The sequence below is a fragment of the Burkholderia sp. BCC0397 genome (assembly GCF_902832865.1).
Classification (GTDB): domain Bacteria; phylum Pseudomonadota; class Gammaproteobacteria; order Burkholderiales; family Burkholderiaceae; genus Burkholderia.
This window is the reverse complement of record NZ_CADFDL010000012.1, coordinates 157,414-173,688: the sequence shown is the minus strand read 5'-3', so window position 1 is coordinate 173,688 and position 16,275 is coordinate 157,414. Positions and strand designations below refer to the sequence as shown.

The 16,275-nt window shown below is 68.9% G+C and carries 13 protein-coding genes; all 13 read right to left on the bottom strand.

Annotation, left to right across the window (positions count from 1 at the left end; translation table 11 throughout):
- Nucleotides 1-5: 5 nt before the first annotated feature.
- The 13 genes from HWX03_RS28600 to HWX03_RS28540 all read right to left on the bottom strand — a co-directional run bounded on the left by HWX03_RS28600 (nt 6) and on the right by HWX03_RS28540 (nt 16,275).
- Nucleotides 6-473 (bottom strand): hypothetical protein, encoded by a 468-nt coding sequence (locus tag HWX03_RS28600; protein ID WP_175873569.1) that lies wholly within the window; start codon nt 471-473, stop codon nt 6-8.
- A 22-nt stretch (nt 474-495) separates the two neighbouring features.
- Complete coding sequence (locus HWX03_RS28595) at nt 496-1,263, bottom strand: alpha/beta fold hydrolase (RefSeq protein ID WP_175873568.1); 768 nt, start codon at nt 1,261-1,263, stop codon at nt 496-498.
- A gap of 5 nt (nt 1,264-1,268) precedes the next feature.
- Nucleotides 1,269-7,595 (bottom strand): type I polyketide synthase, encoded by a 6,327-nt coding sequence (locus HWX03_RS28590; RefSeq protein WP_175873567.1) that lies wholly within the window; start codon nt 7,593-7,595, stop codon nt 1,269-1,271.
- Complete coding sequence (locus tag HWX03_RS28585) at nt 7,592-7,954, bottom strand: hypothetical protein (protein ID WP_174430466.1); 363 nt, start codon at nt 7,952-7,954, stop codon at nt 7,592-7,594. Before HWX03_RS28585 ends, HWX03_RS28590 begins: the two co-directional genes overlap by 4 nt.
- Nucleotides 7,948-8,688 (bottom strand): SDR family oxidoreductase, encoded by a 741-nt coding sequence (locus HWX03_RS28580; protein ID WP_174430465.1) that lies wholly within the window; start codon nt 8,686-8,688, stop codon nt 7,948-7,950. Before HWX03_RS28580 ends, HWX03_RS28585 begins: the two co-directional genes overlap by 7 nt.
- Nucleotides 8,685-10,049, bottom strand: coding sequence for a fatty acid--CoA ligase family protein (locus HWX03_RS28575; RefSeq protein WP_244132803.1), 1,365 nt, complete (start codon nt 10,047-10,049; stop codon nt 8,685-8,687). Before HWX03_RS28575 ends, HWX03_RS28580 begins: the two co-directional genes overlap by 4 nt.
- A complete protein-coding gene (locus HWX03_RS28570) occupies nt 10,046-10,336 on the bottom strand; it encodes a hypothetical protein (RefSeq protein ID WP_174430464.1) in 291 nt (96 codons plus the stop codon). Before HWX03_RS28570 ends, HWX03_RS28575 begins: the two co-directional genes overlap by 4 nt.
- Nucleotides 10,337-10,426: 90 nt before the next feature.
- Nucleotides 10,427-10,957: a hypothetical protein gene (locus tag HWX03_RS28565; protein WP_175873566.1), complete on the bottom strand. Its 531-nt coding sequence runs from the start codon at nt 10,955-10,957 to the stop codon at nt 10,427-10,429.
- A gap of 389 nt (nt 10,958-11,346) precedes the next feature.
- A complete protein-coding gene (locus HWX03_RS28560) occupies nt 11,347-11,646 on the bottom strand; it encodes a DDE-type integrase/transposase/recombinase (RefSeq protein ID WP_175873565.1) in 300 nt (99 codons plus the stop codon).
- A 498-nt stretch (nt 11,647-12,144) separates the two neighbouring features.
- The gene (locus HWX03_RS28555) at nt 12,145-12,531 is read right to left on the bottom strand and encodes a nuclear transport factor 2 family protein (protein ID WP_174430461.1); all 387 of its coding nucleotides are present in this window, start codon (nt 12,529-12,531) and stop codon (nt 12,145-12,147) included.
- Between the two features lie 20 nt (nt 12,532-12,551).
- Entirely contained in the window at nt 12,552-14,330 is a 1,779-nt protein-coding gene (locus tag HWX03_RS28550) for a PDZ domain-containing protein (protein ID WP_175873564.1), read from the bottom strand.
- Nucleotides 14,327-15,100, bottom strand: a complete 774-nt coding sequence (locus tag HWX03_RS28545) for a hypothetical protein (protein WP_174430459.1) — start codon at nt 15,098-15,100, stop codon at nt 14,327-14,329. Before HWX03_RS28545 ends, HWX03_RS28550 begins: the two co-directional genes overlap by 4 nt.
- Entirely contained in the window at nt 15,097-16,275 is a 1,179-nt protein-coding gene (locus tag HWX03_RS28540; protein ID WP_175873563.1) for a tryptophan 7-halogenase, read from the bottom strand. The genes HWX03_RS28545 and HWX03_RS28540 overlap by 4 nt, the downstream gene beginning before the upstream one ends.

The window sequence follows — 16,275 nt, the reverse complement described above, 5'->3', positions numbered from 1 at the left end:
CGGTGTCACGCTTCGCGCCCCACGATGTCTTCTTCCGCCGTCGCGGCACGCTCAGCCGCCCGCACGCCCCGCTTCGGGCCCGACCGCGCACTGGCGCGGGCCTCGCTGGGCGGCGGCGGGTCCTGCACGGAATCGCCGTCGAGATCCGGAAACTGCTTGCGTATCGCCCGTTCCAGTTCCGGCACGCTGCGCCGCACCGCGAGCCAGACGAGCTTCTTCAGCCGCTCGGGATCGTGCGTGTGCTTCAGGTATTCCGCGCGCGTGCCGATCAGCCGCCACGGAAAATCCGGCAGCCGCAGCCGGTATTCCGGACTGAGGCACGTCCATGTGTAGCCGATGAGTTCGATGTTGCGCACGACCGCGTCCTGCAGCAGGTCGGAGCCGATGAGCGCGCGACGGCCGTCGCGCGTGTATTGGCGGATGCGTGCGATCCGGCTCTTCATGTCCCGCAAGTACCGCAGGTCGTCGTCCATGTTCCATTCTCCTCGTGCCGCGCTAAAGCGCGGCGCGTTGCAGATCCGCGGGCGCGCCGAGCAATTGCCGCCCGATCGTGTCGAGCACCGCTCGCTGCTCGTCGCGCAGGTAGAAGTGGCCGCCCGGAAACACGCGTACCGCCGCGACGCGTTCGTGGGCGCGCCAACGTTCGAGCTCGACGGCCCGCACGATCGGGTCGTCCGCGCCGCCGAGCACGGTGATCGGACAGCCGGGCGGCACGACTGCCGGCCGGTACGCATCGAGCAGCGTCATGTCGGCGCGCAGCACGCGCACGAACGCCCGCGCGAAGTCGGGATAGCGCAGCAGCTCGTCGGGCATGCCGCCATAGCGGGACACCGAATCGATCAGCGCCGCATCAGTCGCACGCTCGATGAAGCGCCTCGGGCGCGCGGGGGGCGGCGGCAGCCACGACGACACGAACAGATGCACGGGCTTGCGTTCGAGCCGCGCCGCCAGCTCGAACGCGATCGCGCCGCCCATGCTGTGCCCGAACAGCGCGAACGGCCGGTCGAGATACGGCTGCATCGCCGCGGCGATCTCGTCTGCGGCGATGTCCATGCGGGTGTGCGGCTCCTCGTCAAAGCGGCTTTCGCGCCCCGGCAACTGGACCGCGAACACGTCGATCGCGGGTGCCAGCGGACGGCACCAGTCGCGAAACACCGATGCGCCGGCGCCCGCATGCGCAACGCAGAACAGCGACAGCCGCGCCCCCGCGGTCGGGATCGCGGACGGAAACCACGGGTTTGGGGTCGCTCGGTCGGCTGCCATCGCGCTCACGCGGCAAGCGCGTCGGAAATCGCATCCAGAATGAACACGCGATCGTCGACGACACCGAAATGCGCGCCATCACGCGTGAACAGATTGAATTCGCCGATCGTGAAATCGCGCCACGCGAGCGCGTCCTCGTGTGTCACGTAAATGTCGTCCTTGCCCCGGAAACTGGTGATCGGGATCGCCCACGGCGAACTCGGCACGAAGACATAGCGGCTCGCCATCTCGAACTCCGCCCGCACGACGGGCAGCACGAGCTCGCGCAGTTCCGGAATCGCGAGCATCTGCTCGGTCGCGTCGATCTGGAAATGGCGCAGCGCTTCGGCGAGCACGTCGTCCGATTGCCGGTAGAGCGGCGCGATGATGTCGAACTCGCGCAGCCCGACGAGCGTCGCCGCGAGCTTGCGCTCGAACGTGGCGTCGGCGACGAGCCGGTGCGGCGGCCGCGCGCCCGACGCGAACAGGTGCACGGGCGCGACGCCCTCGCGCTCGATCAGCGCGCGCGTCGTCTCGTACATCGTGAGGCCGCCGATACAGTGCCCGAAGAACGCGACCGGCTTGTCCAGCAGCGGGCGCAGTTCCGCGAGCAACCCGTCGACGAACGCGCCGATCCGGTTCACGGGCGGCTCGCCGATCCGCGACAGCCGGCCGGGCGGCTCGACCGCGAGAATCTCGGCGTCCGGGTCCGCGCCGTTCGCCCAGGCGCGATAGATCGCCGAGCCGCCGCCCGCGAACGGGAAGCAGATCAGCCGGTAGCGCGCGCCGGGATTCGACCGGATCTCGACCAGCCAGTGTTCGTTCTGAGCCGGCAGCGCGGGCTGCGGCATGTGTATCGCGGCTAAGGCGGACGCAGCGGCCGAAGCCGATGCCGCGCGCGCGGCGTCCGCCGGCCCGTTCGCTACGGTGCCGGCCGCGACCTTGAGCTTCGGCAGCAATTCGTCGACGAGCTGTTCGAGACTCGGCCCCTTCAGCATCGCGGCGGCCGGCAGCCGCACGCCGACGGCCGCATCGAGCTGATTGATCAGCGTGATCGCCATCAGCGAATCGAGGCCGAGCTCGCGCAGTGGCTGCGTCGCATCGAACTCACCCTTGATTTCGAGCACGGCGCGAACCATCTGGCTAACGATGTCACGCAGCACGTCGCGCCGTTCGCTGTCCGGCACGGCCGCCAACCGCGCGTCGACCTGCGCGCGCGTGAAGAGCGCATTGGCCGCCTGCGCGGCCGCGCCGCGCACGAGCCGCTCCAGCAGCGCCGGGCGCTTCGAATACTGCGCGGCCCATTGCGGCCACTCGGTGATCGTGACGACGCCTTGCTGAAGGCCGCGCGCGAGAATCGCGTGCAGCAGTGCGATGCCGTCCTCCGCGTCGATGTATTCGGTGCCGCGCGCGCGCCAGATCGCCTCGCCCCGCTCACCCGACTCGGTCGCGAGGCCCGCGCCGCCCCACGGCCCCCAGTTGATCGTCTGCGCGGGCAGGCCGAGCCGGCGGCGATACTCGGCGAGGCCGTCGAGGAACGCGTTGCCGGCGACATAGTTCGCCTGCCCCATCGCGCCCGTTACGCTCAGCACCGACGAGAACAGCACGAAATGGTCGAGCGGCAGGTGGCGCGTCTCCGCGTGCAACGCCCAGCCGCCGAGCAACTTCGGACCGGTGGTGCGCGCGAACTTGTCCCAATCCATCTGCGCGAGCACGCCGTCGTCGAGATTGCCCGCGCAGTGGAACACGCCCTTCAGCGGCGGTAATTCGGCGCCGATCTGCTCGATCAGCGCGTGCGTGTCGGCCGCGCGCGCGACGTCGGCCTGCTTGACGACCACGTTCGCGCCCTGCTGCCGCCAGCGGTCGAGCACCGCCGCGACCTGCTCGCCGGGCGCGCGGCGCGCGGTCAGCACCAGATGGCGGACGCCCTGCTCCGTGACGAGCCAGTCCGCCACCTTCAGCCCGAGCGCGCCGAGCCCGCCCGTCAGCAGATAGGTCGCGGCCGGGTCGAACGGCGGGACGATCCGCTCGGGCGCCGGTTCGTCGTCGCGATCGAGGCGCAACGCATGGCGTCGCCCCGCACGCAACGCGACTTCTTCCTCGGAGTCGCTCGCGAACAGCTCGGCGGCAAGCGCCGCGACATCCTCTTCGCCGCCGATGTCGATGGTCCCTGCCCACAGCTCCGGATACTCGAGCGCCGCAACCCGCCCGATCCCGCACACCGACGCCTGCAGCGGGTCGCCGCCCGCCGCGCGAGGCACGGGCGCGTGCGCGCCGCGCGTGACGAGCCACACGCGCGGCATCGCGTCGGCGTGGGCTTCGGCATCCGCTTCGGCGAGCGTCGCGAGCGCCCGCACGAGCGCGAGCGTGCCGCCGCTCACCCGCCGCTCCGCTGCCGCGAGCGCGTCGACCGTGGTGGTTTCGTCAATGCGTTCGCCGAGCCCATGCGCGAGCACGACGCCCAGGGCGCCGGCCGAACCGGCGGGGCGCGCCGCCAGCGCGGCGCTCAACGCCGCATGGATGTCGGCTTCCGTGCCGCTGTCCGGCATAGGCAGGACCGACGCGCGATATCCGAACGCACGTAGCTGCGCATCGAGCGCGTCGGCGACGCCGCGCTCGGCGCCGGCGACGATCAGCCAGTCCGACGGCTCGGCCGCCGGCGCGTCCGGCAACGGCTGCGCCGGACGCTCGACCCAGTCGAGCCGATGCAGCGCGCGGTTGCGCGCCGACGCGGCGTGCGGCGCGATCTCCGCGCGCGTGATCGGCTTCACGGTCAGCCCGCCGAGCAGCGCGACCGGTGCGCAGTCGTCGCCGTAGATCTCGATGTCGAACGTGACGACGTCGGCCTGCGTCGCGTCGCGCCGTTTCGCCCACACCCATACGCGATCGGCGCCCGCGCGGACGATCTCGAACCGCTCGATCGAAATGGGCAGCCACGTGCCCTCCGGCTTCGCTTCGAGGCCGGCCAGGCTCCGGTAATCGGGCACGAGCGCCGGATAGCTATGCAGGCACGCATCGAGCAGCGCCGGATGCAGCGGATACGCAGCCGCATCGAGATGCTCGGGCAACTGCACGCGGCTCACCGCTTCGTCGTCGCCCTGCCACAGCGCGACGATGCCGCGGAAACCCGGCCCGTAGCCGAACCCCAGCGGCGCGATCGCGTCGTAGTAGCGCGACGGCTCGATCGGCGTCATCCGCTCGACGCCGGCCGCGGCCGGCAACGGCGTCGCAAGCGGCGCGAGGCGCGGCGCCTCGAGCGCGCTCACGCGCGCGCGGAGGTGCCGATGCCACGCGTCGCCGGTCGTTTCGCGACTCGCGAGCTCGGCGTCGACGTCGCTGCCGTCGCCCTGCAGAATAGTCTGCACGGCGCGTGCCCCGTCGTCGGGAACGACGAGCGCGTCGTCGTAAGTCAGCGAATCGATCGCGACCGCCACGCCGCCCGCTCGCTCGCGCGCGGCCGCCGCGAGCGCGACGAGCCCGGCCGCCACCGGCAGCACCGCCATCCCGAAGATCCGGTGATCGGTGAGCCACGGTATCGCGTCGAGGTCGTACGTGGCCGCGAACTGCCAGGCGGCCAGCGGCGACGACAGGCGCTGGCCGGGAATGTCCGCGCCCGGCCCCGCCGCCGCGCCGGCGTGTCCCACCGCCCCGCCCCGGCCGGCGTCGAGCCAGTAGCGTTCACGCTCGAACGCATAGGTCGGCGCGGACACGCGGCGCCGCGCATACGGCCGATCGAACGCGCGCCAGTCGACCGGTGCGCCGCTGCGCCACAGCGCGCCGAGCGTCGCCGTCAGCTCGCCCCATTCGCGGTCGCGGCCGATCGATGCGAGGAAGCGCCGGCCGCCGGCCTCGTCGCGCCCCAGGATCTGCTGCGCAAGCGACACGAGCGTCGTGCCCGGGCCGACTTCGATGAAATCGACGATGCCGGCCTGCGCGAGCGCCTGCACGCCCGCGATGAACTGCACCGGCTGCAATGCGTGGTCGCGCCAGTACGCGGGGGTCGGTGGGGCGTCAGCGAGCGCGCCCGTCAGGTTCGCGACCAGCGGAATCTTCGGCTTCGCCGCGTGATGGCGGCCCGCGAGCGCTTCGAGTTCGGCCGCCGCATCGGCCATCAACGGCGAATGGAACGCATGCGACACGGTGAGCTCGCGCCCGCCGATGCCGGCCTGCTGCGCGCGTGCGAACACGTCGGCGACGGCGTCCGCGCGACCCGACACGACGGTGTTCTCGGGACCGTTGTACGCGGCGATGGCAATGGCTTGCGGATCGCTGGCGTCGAGCAGCCGCTTGACCGTCTCGCCGTTGGCGAACAGCGCCGCCATCGCGCCGCCCTTTGGCAACGCCTGCATCAACCGGCCGCGCGCCGCGATCAGCGCGATGCACGTTTCGAGGTCGTAGCAGCCGGCCACGCACGCCGCCGCATATTCGCCGACGCTGTGACCGAGCACCGCGTCCGGCACGATGCCCCACGAGCGCCACAGCTCGGCGAGCGACCATTCGATCGCAAACAGCGCCGGCTGAGCGTAGGCGGTCTGATCGATCAGCGCCGTCGCGCCCGCCTCGCCGTAGAGGACCGACAGCAGCGGCTTGCCGAGATGCGGGCGCAACAGCGCGTCGCAGCGGTCGAGCGCATCGCGAAACACCGGCTGGGTCCGGTACAGCGCGGCCGCCATCCCGGCGTACTGCGCCCCTTGCCCGGTAAACAGGAACGCAAGCGGCCGCTTGCCGTCGCGCTCCGTCGCGGCCTGCGCGGCGAGCTGCGCCGACAGCTCGGCCGCCGTGGTGCCGACCGCCGTCAGCCGCATGTTGAGCGGCGCGCGGCCGGTATTCGCGGTGTAGCAGAGGTCGGCGATCGGCGCGTCCGTCGTCGCCAGATACTGGCGCCAGCGGTCCGCGAGCGCGGCAAGCGCGGACGACGAGCGGGCCGACAGCGCGAGGACGTGCAGCGGCCGGTCGTTCTGCGCTGCCGCCGGCGCGCGCACGGGCGCCTCCTCGAGCACGGCGAATGCATTCGTGCCGCCAAGGCCGAGCGAATTGACGGCCGCGAAGCGCGGTGCGACATCGCGCGGCCAATCGCGCAGCGCGGTGTTCACGAAGAACGGCGTTTGCGCAAACGGGATCTTCGGGTTCGGCGTGTCGAAATTCAGGCTCGGCGGAATCTGCCCGCGATCGAGCGCGAGCGCGGCCTTGATCACGCTCGCGACCCCCGACGCCTGTTCGAGGTGCCCGATGTTGGTCTTCACCGAGCCGACCGAGCAAAAGCCGGTGTCCTGCGTGTGCCGCCGGAACGCCTTGGTCAGCGCGTCGATTTCAAGCGGATCGCCGACCACCGTGCCGGTGCCGTGGGTTTCGACGTAGCCGACCGCGCGCGGCGCGACGCCCGCGCGACCGAACGCGTCGAGCATCGCCTTGGCCTGTCCGCTCACGCTCGACGCCGTGTAGCTCACCTTCGAGCCGCCGTCGTTGTTGATCGCGGTGCCGCGGATCACCGCATAGATGTGGTCGCCGTCCGCGAGCGCATCGTCGACGTGCTTCAGCACGATCGCGCCCGCGCCACTGCCGAACACCGTGCCTTGCGCATGCGCGTCGAACGCGCGGCAATGGCCGTCCGGCGACAGGATGTCGCCCTGGCGCGCGGTATAGCCGGCGATATGCGGCACGCGCACGGTCGACGCGCCGGCGATCGCCATGTCGCATTCGCCGTTCAGGATGCTGCTGCACGCAAGGTGAATCGCGACGAGCGACGTCGAGCAGGCAGTCTGCACGGTGACGCTCGGCCCCGTCAGGTTCAGCTTGTACGACACCCGCGTCGCGAGAAAATCCTTGTCGTTGCCGATGTGCTCGACGCCGCCCGTCGAGCCGCGCAGCGCTGGGTTCGATGCGAAGTAGCTGCTGACCACGCCGCCCGCGCCGGCAAACACGCCGATCGACGCGTCGCTGGCGCGGGCCCCGTAGCCGGCGTCTTCGAGCGCATCGTGGACGACTTCGAGAAAGACCCGGTGCTGCGGATCGATCACGCGCGCTTCGCGCGGCGAATATTCGAAGAACCCCGCGTCGAAGCGGTCGAAATCGTCGATGACTGGCGACGCCTTCACATAGTCCGGCGCGGCGAGCTGCGCGGGATCAACGCCCGCGCGCAGCAGCGTCGCATCGTCGAACGAACGGATCGACTCGACGCCGTCGACGAGGTTCTGCCAGAACGCGCGCCAGTCGTTCGCGCCCGGCAGGCGGCAGCCGATCCCGACGATCGCGACACCACCATGCGCCGTCGACGCCGGCTCGTTGCGAACTGGTGCGGCATCCGGGGTGGCATTTGCGTCGCCGGCCGGCTCCGGCTGGTTCGCCGCCGTCATCCGCGCGCCCCCCGCCGTTGCCGGCGGCGCTCGCTCGCCGCCTGCGCATCGGCCAGTTCGTCGCCTGCATCGGCCGGCACCGCCGTCTCGTCAAACAGACGCTGGTACGCGTCGACGAGCTGCCCGACCGTCTGTACCGACGTGATCGGCACGAGGGTCTGGAACGGGTCCGCGCCGAACGTCAGTTCGAGATCGAAGACGAGCTGCGCGAGATCGAGCGAGCTCAGACCGAGCGTCGCGTTCAGCTTGTCGTCGTCACGCGGCTCGCGAGGCGGCAGCCCGTGCTGGTTCATAATGCGGGTCACCGCGGCATAGACGAGACGCTCGGTCTCGTGGCGATCGAAGCGCTGGGTCAGCATGTGATGCCTCCGTCGACTGCGATGGTTTGCCCGGTCACGAACGCGGCGCGTTCGGATACGAGGAATTCGACGACGTTCGCGATGTCGGCCATGTCGGCGAGCCGCCCGAGCGGCGTGCGCCGGGCGATCCGCGCCCGCGCGGTCTCGTCGAGGTGCTGGACCATGTCGCTCTCGAAGTAGCCGGGCGCGACCGAGTTGACGCGGATGCTGCGCGCGCCGAGTTCGCGCGCGAGGCTGCGCGTCAGGCCGTCGAGCGCCGCCTTTGTCGCGCTGTACACGGCCACCCCGGCATGGCCGCGAATCGCGTTGACCGATGCGATGTTCACGACGGCGCCGCGGTTCGCGCGGATCATCCACTTCGCGCAGCACTGCGTGAGCAGGATCGTGCCGGTCAGGTTGACCGCGATCATCTGCTCGATCAGCTCCCCGCGCATCAGCGTCAGGAGGCCGTCGTGGCTCACGCCCGCGTTGTTGACGAGCGCGCCGACGCCGCCCCAGCGTTCGGCCACGCCCGCGACGAACGCCGACACAGCCTCGCCGTCCGTGCTGTCGACCTGCTCCCAGTGAAACCGCGCGCCGCGCGTATCGCGCTCAATTAGATCCTCGACCTCGGCCGTGCGCGAGCGGCTGAACGTCGCGACCCGCCGGCCCGCGTCCAGGAACGCGCGCACCAGCGCGAGCCCCAGCCCCCTGCTTCCGCCACTGATGATGACCACGTCGTCTGCATCGCTCATACGGGTTGCTCCGTCGTTCGTGACGCCCTGGCTTTCTTGAACCGGTCGTTGTGATGTGCGCCTTCCTCGATCACGATATGGACCGGCACCTTGAAACGTTCGAGACGGCTCGCGCAGAATTCGCGCAGCCGCGCGGTGAGCGCCTCCGGCACCTCCGGCTCGATCAGCGTCACGCGCGCGACGACCACGTGCCCGGTCACCGGGTTCGGCCGTCCCGACACGGTGACGTCGCGCACGTTGCCGGCCGCCAGCAGCGTGTTCTCGACCTCGCTCGGATAGACCTTCTCGCCGCCGACGTTGATGATTTCCGAACGGCGCCCGAGCACGCGCACGTAGTCGCCGTCGGTCTCGACGACATCCTGCGTGTTGAACCAGCCCGCGTCGTCGAACGGCGACGGCGCGTTCAGGTAGCCGAGCATCGCCGTTTCCGAGCGCACCCACAGCACGCCGTCGACGATCCGGTGCTCGAAGCCGTCCGTGCCGAGCTTCATCCACAGCGAGCCGGAATCTTTCGACTGCGTCGGCAGGATGCCGAGCTCGGACAGTCCATACGTCTGCTTCAGCTTCGCGCCGGGCAGCGCGTCGTGCAGCGCGACGAGCGTCGTGGCGGGCATCGGTTCGGTGCCGTACGTGACGAGCTTCAGCGACGACAGGTCATGGCGCGCGCCCGCATCTGAGATCAGCATCATGTTGAGGAAGGTCGGGCTGGTCGGCAGCAGTTCGACGCGGTGACGCGCGATCGCTTCGCAGACGGCATCGGGCGTCCGGTTGGCCGGCGTCACGATCGTGCCGCCTTGGCTCAGCACGTTGAGCAGCGTGTTGATGCCGCCGATGTGATCGAGCATCAGGAACACGAGCGTCACGTACGCGCGGCCCCTCGCCCGTTCGAGCTTCGCGATCATGCGGTCGAGGTCGAGCAGCGACGCCTTGCTGTCGCCGGTCGACCCGGAGCTGAACAGAATCAGGCCGGCCGCGTCGGCCGCGCGCAGCCGCTCGATCAGCGGATGCGCATCGGCCGGCGACGCGCGACGCTCGACCCGCGCGGCCCCGGCACCATCGAACGTGACCACGAACCCAGCTTCCGCGATCTCGATGAACGCATCGCGCTTCACGCCGGCCGACGTGATCGGCACGACGATCGCACCGGCGAACGCGAGCGCCAGCAACAGCGCGCAGACGTTCGGCGCGTAATCGCCGCACACCGCGACGGTGTCGCCGCGCCGCACGCCCCACCGGTCCAGTTCGCCGCGCCAGACGTCGATCCGCTCGCAAAACGCGTCGTACGCGACGGTCTCGTCCGCCGACACGAGACACGGACGCGCGCCGAACGCACGCATCCGCTGCAGGAGAGAGGTCGTCATCGCGCGCTCACCGGGATGTGCGGAAAGGCCGAATTGTCGTTCGCCGGCCCGTACGCCGCCAACTGGATCGCGACCGCCATCGCCTCCCGCAGCGGCTGGCCGAGCAGTTTGCCGGCCGTGTTGTCGTCGATCGCGGTGCGCAACACGGACTGGAACGCATCGACCGCGAGCAGGCCGACCCGCAGCTGCGTGTCGGTGAGCAGGCGAAACGCCTCGTACGCGTCGTTCAGGCTCTGCACCCATTGCTGATAGGCCAACGCTTGACTCGGGTTGACTTCGATTGACATCGCGACAGCCTCCTCATCGAAGACGAGCATGCACGGCGGCGCCCTCGCCGCGCGCATGCATCGTCGTGAAATATGGGCGGGGTGCGCCCGTCAGGATGGTGGCCGGCCCGTCTGACCGTGGCGATCGAGCATTTCGTGCAGGGCGGACAATTCGCGTTCGATCTCGTCGCCGCGGTAGTAGAGAAACGCGCCGGTCTCGCCGCCGACGACGACCTCGAGATAGGGCACGGCCTCGGTGATACCCAACTCGACGCCGGCATTGAGGACGTCCAGGCTGTCCCGCCGCGGCTCGCCGACCGTCGTCACGATCGACGCCAGCCCGAGCGCGTGCAGCCGATCGCGCCATGCAGCGAGCTGCCCTGCGGGGCTACTCGCGTCGGTCGGCACGTAGAGGCAGAACGAACGCTCGTCGAACCAGCTCGCGTGGTTCGCGCGATCCTCATACCGGGCGCTCGCGTCGGGGCGCGCGGGAGCAGGTGAAAGCGAATCGTCCGGCGTGCGCGCGGCCGCGTCGGCATCGGCCGATGCAGCATCGCGATGCCGGCCCGACGACAGCCTGAACAGATGCGCGACCGCCGCCGGCCATACGCGCGAAATAATGGATCGGCTCGCTTGCCTCATTGGATGCTCCTTCGTGTCCAGCAATCAATCTGGGCGAATAATGACAATCCGATAACAGGCATTTCAAAGCTATTTCCGTGCGCCGGAGGAAAAAAGACATCCTCCGTTTTTGAAAACGGAAATCGACAAAGCGCAGGGAGCTGCAGCGAGTACATGGCCGATCTTTCCTCCGCTGGCAAATGGATATTGCCGGAGCGGAGCACCATGTTCTTATGTAATTGAGCATAGGAGGAAATCCGGAAGATGCAAGACGTGATCGCGCGATTTGCTGCTTAGCGGCATGCGCGGGCGCGCGCAGCCATTGCATCGCCATAGTGCATCCTTTCCTGATAAATGCGTCGGGCATTTTCAAGAAAGCGATATGGTTATCGCGATCATTTAGGGATCTTCTACATAACTCGCCATCTGATGTGCTTATAGAGGATCGGCGGGCAGGCATCGAGCGCCTTGCTGACGAATTCCGGCCCGTTATCCACCTGAATCAGATTGGGACATCGCCCTCGTTGCCGCAACTGCTCGAGCACACGCGCCACGCGTACACCCGTTAGCGAGAAGTCGACCTCGATGTGCGGGCACTCGCGGTTCCACGCGTCGATAATCGTCAATATCCGTATGGGTCGGCCATGCACCAGCGCGTCAGCGACAAAGTCCATCGCCCAGCTTTCGTCTGCGCCAATGGGCATCGGCATGACCACGCGTAGATGACTCGGGCGCTTCTTTCGACGTTTCAGGTGTTGAAGTTCGTAGATTCTGCTAATGGTGTCCGTTCGAGCGCTAATCGTGTCCGTTTATTCTGCTAACGTAACTGCCGATAGTTCCTGAGTAAGCTTGTCTCTCGATAACGGCTAATCGCACGCAGCGCTGCCTGAAAATGACCTGCTCGGCGAAAAGTCGAAGCAGGAACGGTCTCGAGGAGCGTGCGATGCACGCGGCAGAATTCAACTTCTGGGTCGAGCCACTCGCGCTTCCAGCGTGGCGCCGATACGTCCCCATCGTTTATTACTAGGCATCTGAAACAATATGCCAGCCCGCATGGGCCAATCTGCGTCTGCCTCGATCTTTGTGAGCCAGGGCGTTTTGGATTCGGACGCCGCGGCAACGTTCCGGCGCACGGGTGCACCCTGTCCGATGCGGTAAATGATGAGGTTCCGGGGCGACGGCTGCCGCACGCTACGCGCCGGCACCGCTCACGATGGCGCTTGATTCCACAGCATCCGGCTGATCTTCGTCGTCCCGCCCTCTTCGCGAAACTCCCAGATCTCGCGCGAATGCACGACCTGCGTCGGATCGCCGTTGTCGAAGACGATCGTCACGGTGCCGTGCAGGGCGGCGGAGCCCGTCTGCCCCGATACGTGAATCTCCATCGCCTCGAACACGGGCTCGAACCGGCAGCCGCGCGTCAGTTCGGCAAACCCTTCACGAATCTGCCGCGGGCCGATTCGCGTCTCGCGTCCCAACGGCCACCAGACGCCATCGCTCGTAAACATGTCGGAATAGCCGTCGATATCCGCGGTGCTAACGAAATGCGGCTGAAGTTCCATGTAGATCTGTTCGATCTGTTCCCGGGTCACCATGGGGTTGTCCTCGACGCCGTTCAGATCACGGTCTCGATGCCGTGAAAGTTCTCGTAGAAATCGAGCGGGATGGGCTGGCCCGACGACGGCGCAAACGGCCGGTTCAGCCATTCGGCGATCAACGCGGCCTGGCGTGCGGTGCCGGCCCAGCGAAGGCTCACCAGCGCGGTCCGTTCGCCGGGCCGGACCGTGTAGCGACGGGACTGGTTGCCGCGCAGCACGTCAAGCGTGACGTCGGCGCCCTGCCGGACGGCGCCGGACAGCGCTTCCAGCGAGAACGGGTAGGCGTCGACGGCGACGATCGTGTCTTCGGCCGCCAGCCCGCTGCGGCTGGCCGGGCTGCCATCGAGGACACTGTAGACCGCGGGGCCGGTGTCGCCAGCGAGAATCACGCCGCAATACGGCACCTGTCCTTCACTGACGTCGAAGCCGAGCGCGCGCAGGCTTTCGGGCAGCGTGAGCCGTGCCGGCTCGACGGCCTTGGTCCTCAGACGCTCGCCGAGGCCGGGCTGGCAGCGTTCGAATAAATCGCAGATGTCGTCGAGGGTGTAACCCGCGCCCTTGCCCGCGAAGGTCTCGTAGAACGCGGCGAACACGGTGTCGAGCGATTGCGCACCGTCGGTGTCGATGCGCAGCGTCGCATCGAGTTCGAATGCGATCACCATCCCGGCGTCGTAGTAGTCGATCGCGCTGTTGGCACGCCCCGGATACTTGTCGTGATTGAGGTAGGACGCCGCCGACGCGTCGGCCGGGCTCACGTGGCGATACGCCGGCAGCGCGACCAGGTGCGTGTAGTAGCCGGTAACGGCACTCAGGAACTGCGCGGGCGTGTAGATGGCGGTGCGCGTGCAGGACAGGAATTCGTAATAGCGCGTGAAGCCCTCCGCGACCCACAGGCCGTCGCTGAAGCAACCGCGTTCGAAGTCGAGGTGGCCGAGCGGCGCCGGCCGCAGGCGGCGGACATTCCACGCATGAAACAGCTCGTGCGCGCAGACCCGCACGCTGACGTCGTACTGGTCAGCGTCGTAGAAGGTCGACGGATCGAGCCCGACCATGGTGCTCGTCAGGTGCTCGAGCCCCCATGCGTCGTTCGGATTGAACGACAGCACGTACGTATAGTCCTCGAACGGGAAGCCGCTGAAGATGTCGTGATACACGCCGGCGATCTTGCACAGATCGTCGACGAACCTGTCGACGTGCGCGTCGAACCCCTGCGCGCGCGTCAGGAACACGTGATGGAACGGTGTGCCGCGCACCTCGCGCGTGATCGTGTCGAAGCGTCCGAACGAGACGGGCGTGTCGAGCAGGCGCGCGTAGCTGTCGTATTCCCAGGTCCGGTCGGGCAGCGCCGTCGCGCCCGACGGATGATGGATCGCCCAGCCTTCGGGCACGTGATAGCGCACCGTGCAGCGGCCGTCATGCGCGCTCACCCGCAGATACCGCGTGCCGAGCAGCACGCCGTTCAGGTCGCCGAGCACGCCGCATTCCTCGCTCATCTCGACCGAGGCGGCCGCGGCGCGATAGCGGACCGTCACCCGGCCGTCCGAAGCGCGCCGCGCCGGCACCTTGATCGTGTAGGCGGGCCAGCCGCGGCGGTGCACGTCGAGTGTCGCGCCGGTCGCCCCGTCCGTCGCGCGAACGTCGAACACGTCGCGGCCGAACGGCTCGAAATCGTAATCGCCGGGCACCCAGGTGGGCGTCGCCAGCACCAGCTCGCCGGGCGGTACGCCGTCGATCGTGAGTTCGACGCCCAGTTCGTGGCGTGCCGGATCGAGCGTGACGTCGTAGTGCACGTTCATTTCGCCACCTCGTGCGAGCGTGCCGGCGCCGCAGCATGCCGAGCGCCGCAAGGATCGACCGCGTTGAGCGAGTTGCCGGTGCTGTACCAGAACGTGTCGCCCACCGTCAGCGGCACGGCCGCGTCGGCGAGGCCCTGGAACCGCACCGTATGCGCGCCCGGCGTGACGGGCGGCGTGCAGCCGATTGGGGTGCTCGGCTGCGGGAAGCTCACCAGCACGCCCGCTTGCAACTGCGTGACGTCGAGCCAGTCGGGCACGGTCGGCAGCGTCAGCAGGTGCTGGAAGTCCGGGTCGAGCGCGATGTAGTGATCGAGGTGCGCCTCCTTGCCGTCACCGAACAGCACGTAGGTCAGATTCGCGGGACGCGGAATGTTCTGGTCGAACGCACGGTACACGACGACGCGTTCGACGAACACGGTCGCCTCGCCGACGATCGGCGTACTCGGCGTGCCGCCGCCTTCGTCCGAGTAATCGCGGTAGATCGCGGCAACGTATTGCCGGATTTGACCGCACGCGACCTGCGGCAGTGTGAACGCATCGTGCTCGAGGTTGGTCAGGTTGTACGGGGCGCCGGGGTGCCGCGCCTTGTCCGCGAGATACGCCGCCATCGACGCCGGGTCGAGCCGGGCCTGCAGCGTCATCTGATAGAGATGGTCTTCCATGCCGAACATCGGCATATGGCACAGATACAGCGTGGTCGTGCCGAGCATGAACATCCCATGCGTATTGGGCGTGTCCTTGATCGGCCACGACGTGGCGTCATCGTTCATGGCTGTGTCTCCGTTGCGTGATGGACGCCGGCGGGCGGCGTCGTGTCGCGATGGCGTCGCCGGCGCCAGAACGGCGCATTGGCCCAGCGGCGTTCCTGGTCGTAGAAGTCGTCGCGCATCCGCGTGTAGTCAGCGAACCGTTCGCCGATCCGCTGCTCGTGCGTTGCCGCGATGACGCGGCCGTCCCGATCGCCGGCGATCTCGCGCGCGGCGGCCATCCCGTCGAGCATCGCTTTGATCACGCCTTGCGACGACAGCGGATCGAAGCACGCCGCCGCGTCGCCGATCGCCAGCCAGCGCGGCCCCGCGCATCGGCTGAGGCGTGCCGAGCGCGCCTGTCGCACCGTCAGCGTGCGAGGCGCGTCCCGCACGCCGTCACCGAGCGCGGCGGCAACATGCCGCGTGCCGCGCAGGCGCGCATGCCATGACGCGGGCTGTTGCAGCGCGTGCCGGCGCAGCATCTGCGCATCGGTCGCGACGACCACGATCGCCTCGTCGGGTGCGAAGCGCGCCGCGTACCACCAGCCGTATTCGACGGCTTCGAGCAGCGAGCGCTGCCCGAGGCGGCTGCCGGCGTCGATCGGCATGCAGGCCGACACGCACACCAGCCGGTCGCCGTCGAGCCGCTCGGCGCCCATTGCGCGCGCGACGCAGGCGGCATGGCCGCTGGCATCGACGACGAACGCCGCGTCGACGCATTCCGTCGCCCCGCCAGGCAGCGCGACCTGCAGCCGCATGCCGTCGCCGGCCGAGCTGCAATGCGCGACGCGGCCGGTTTGCCAGTGCACGCCGGCGCGGATCGCGCAATCGCGCAACAGCGCGTCGAAGCGTCGGCGCTCGACGTGCCAGCCGAAGCCGTGCGGGTTGAACAGGAAGTCGTTGTAGCCGAGCGCGTCGGCGCCCCACGACGACGCGCTGCCGCAACACGGATCGAACGCCTGCGCATCGAACGCGTGCTGCACGCCGAGCGCCGCGAACACGAGCCGGATGTCGGGCGGCAGGCTTTCGCCGAAGCGCGGCCGGCGCCCCGCCCCCTCGCACGCGCCGCCGACGTCGTCGCGGCCGTCCGCATCGATCAGGAGCACCGGCCCCGCGCCGGCTCGCGTCAAGGCGATCGCCGCCGCGCATCCTGCGGGGCCGGCCCCGACGATCGCGATGCTGTGACCTGGCGTCAT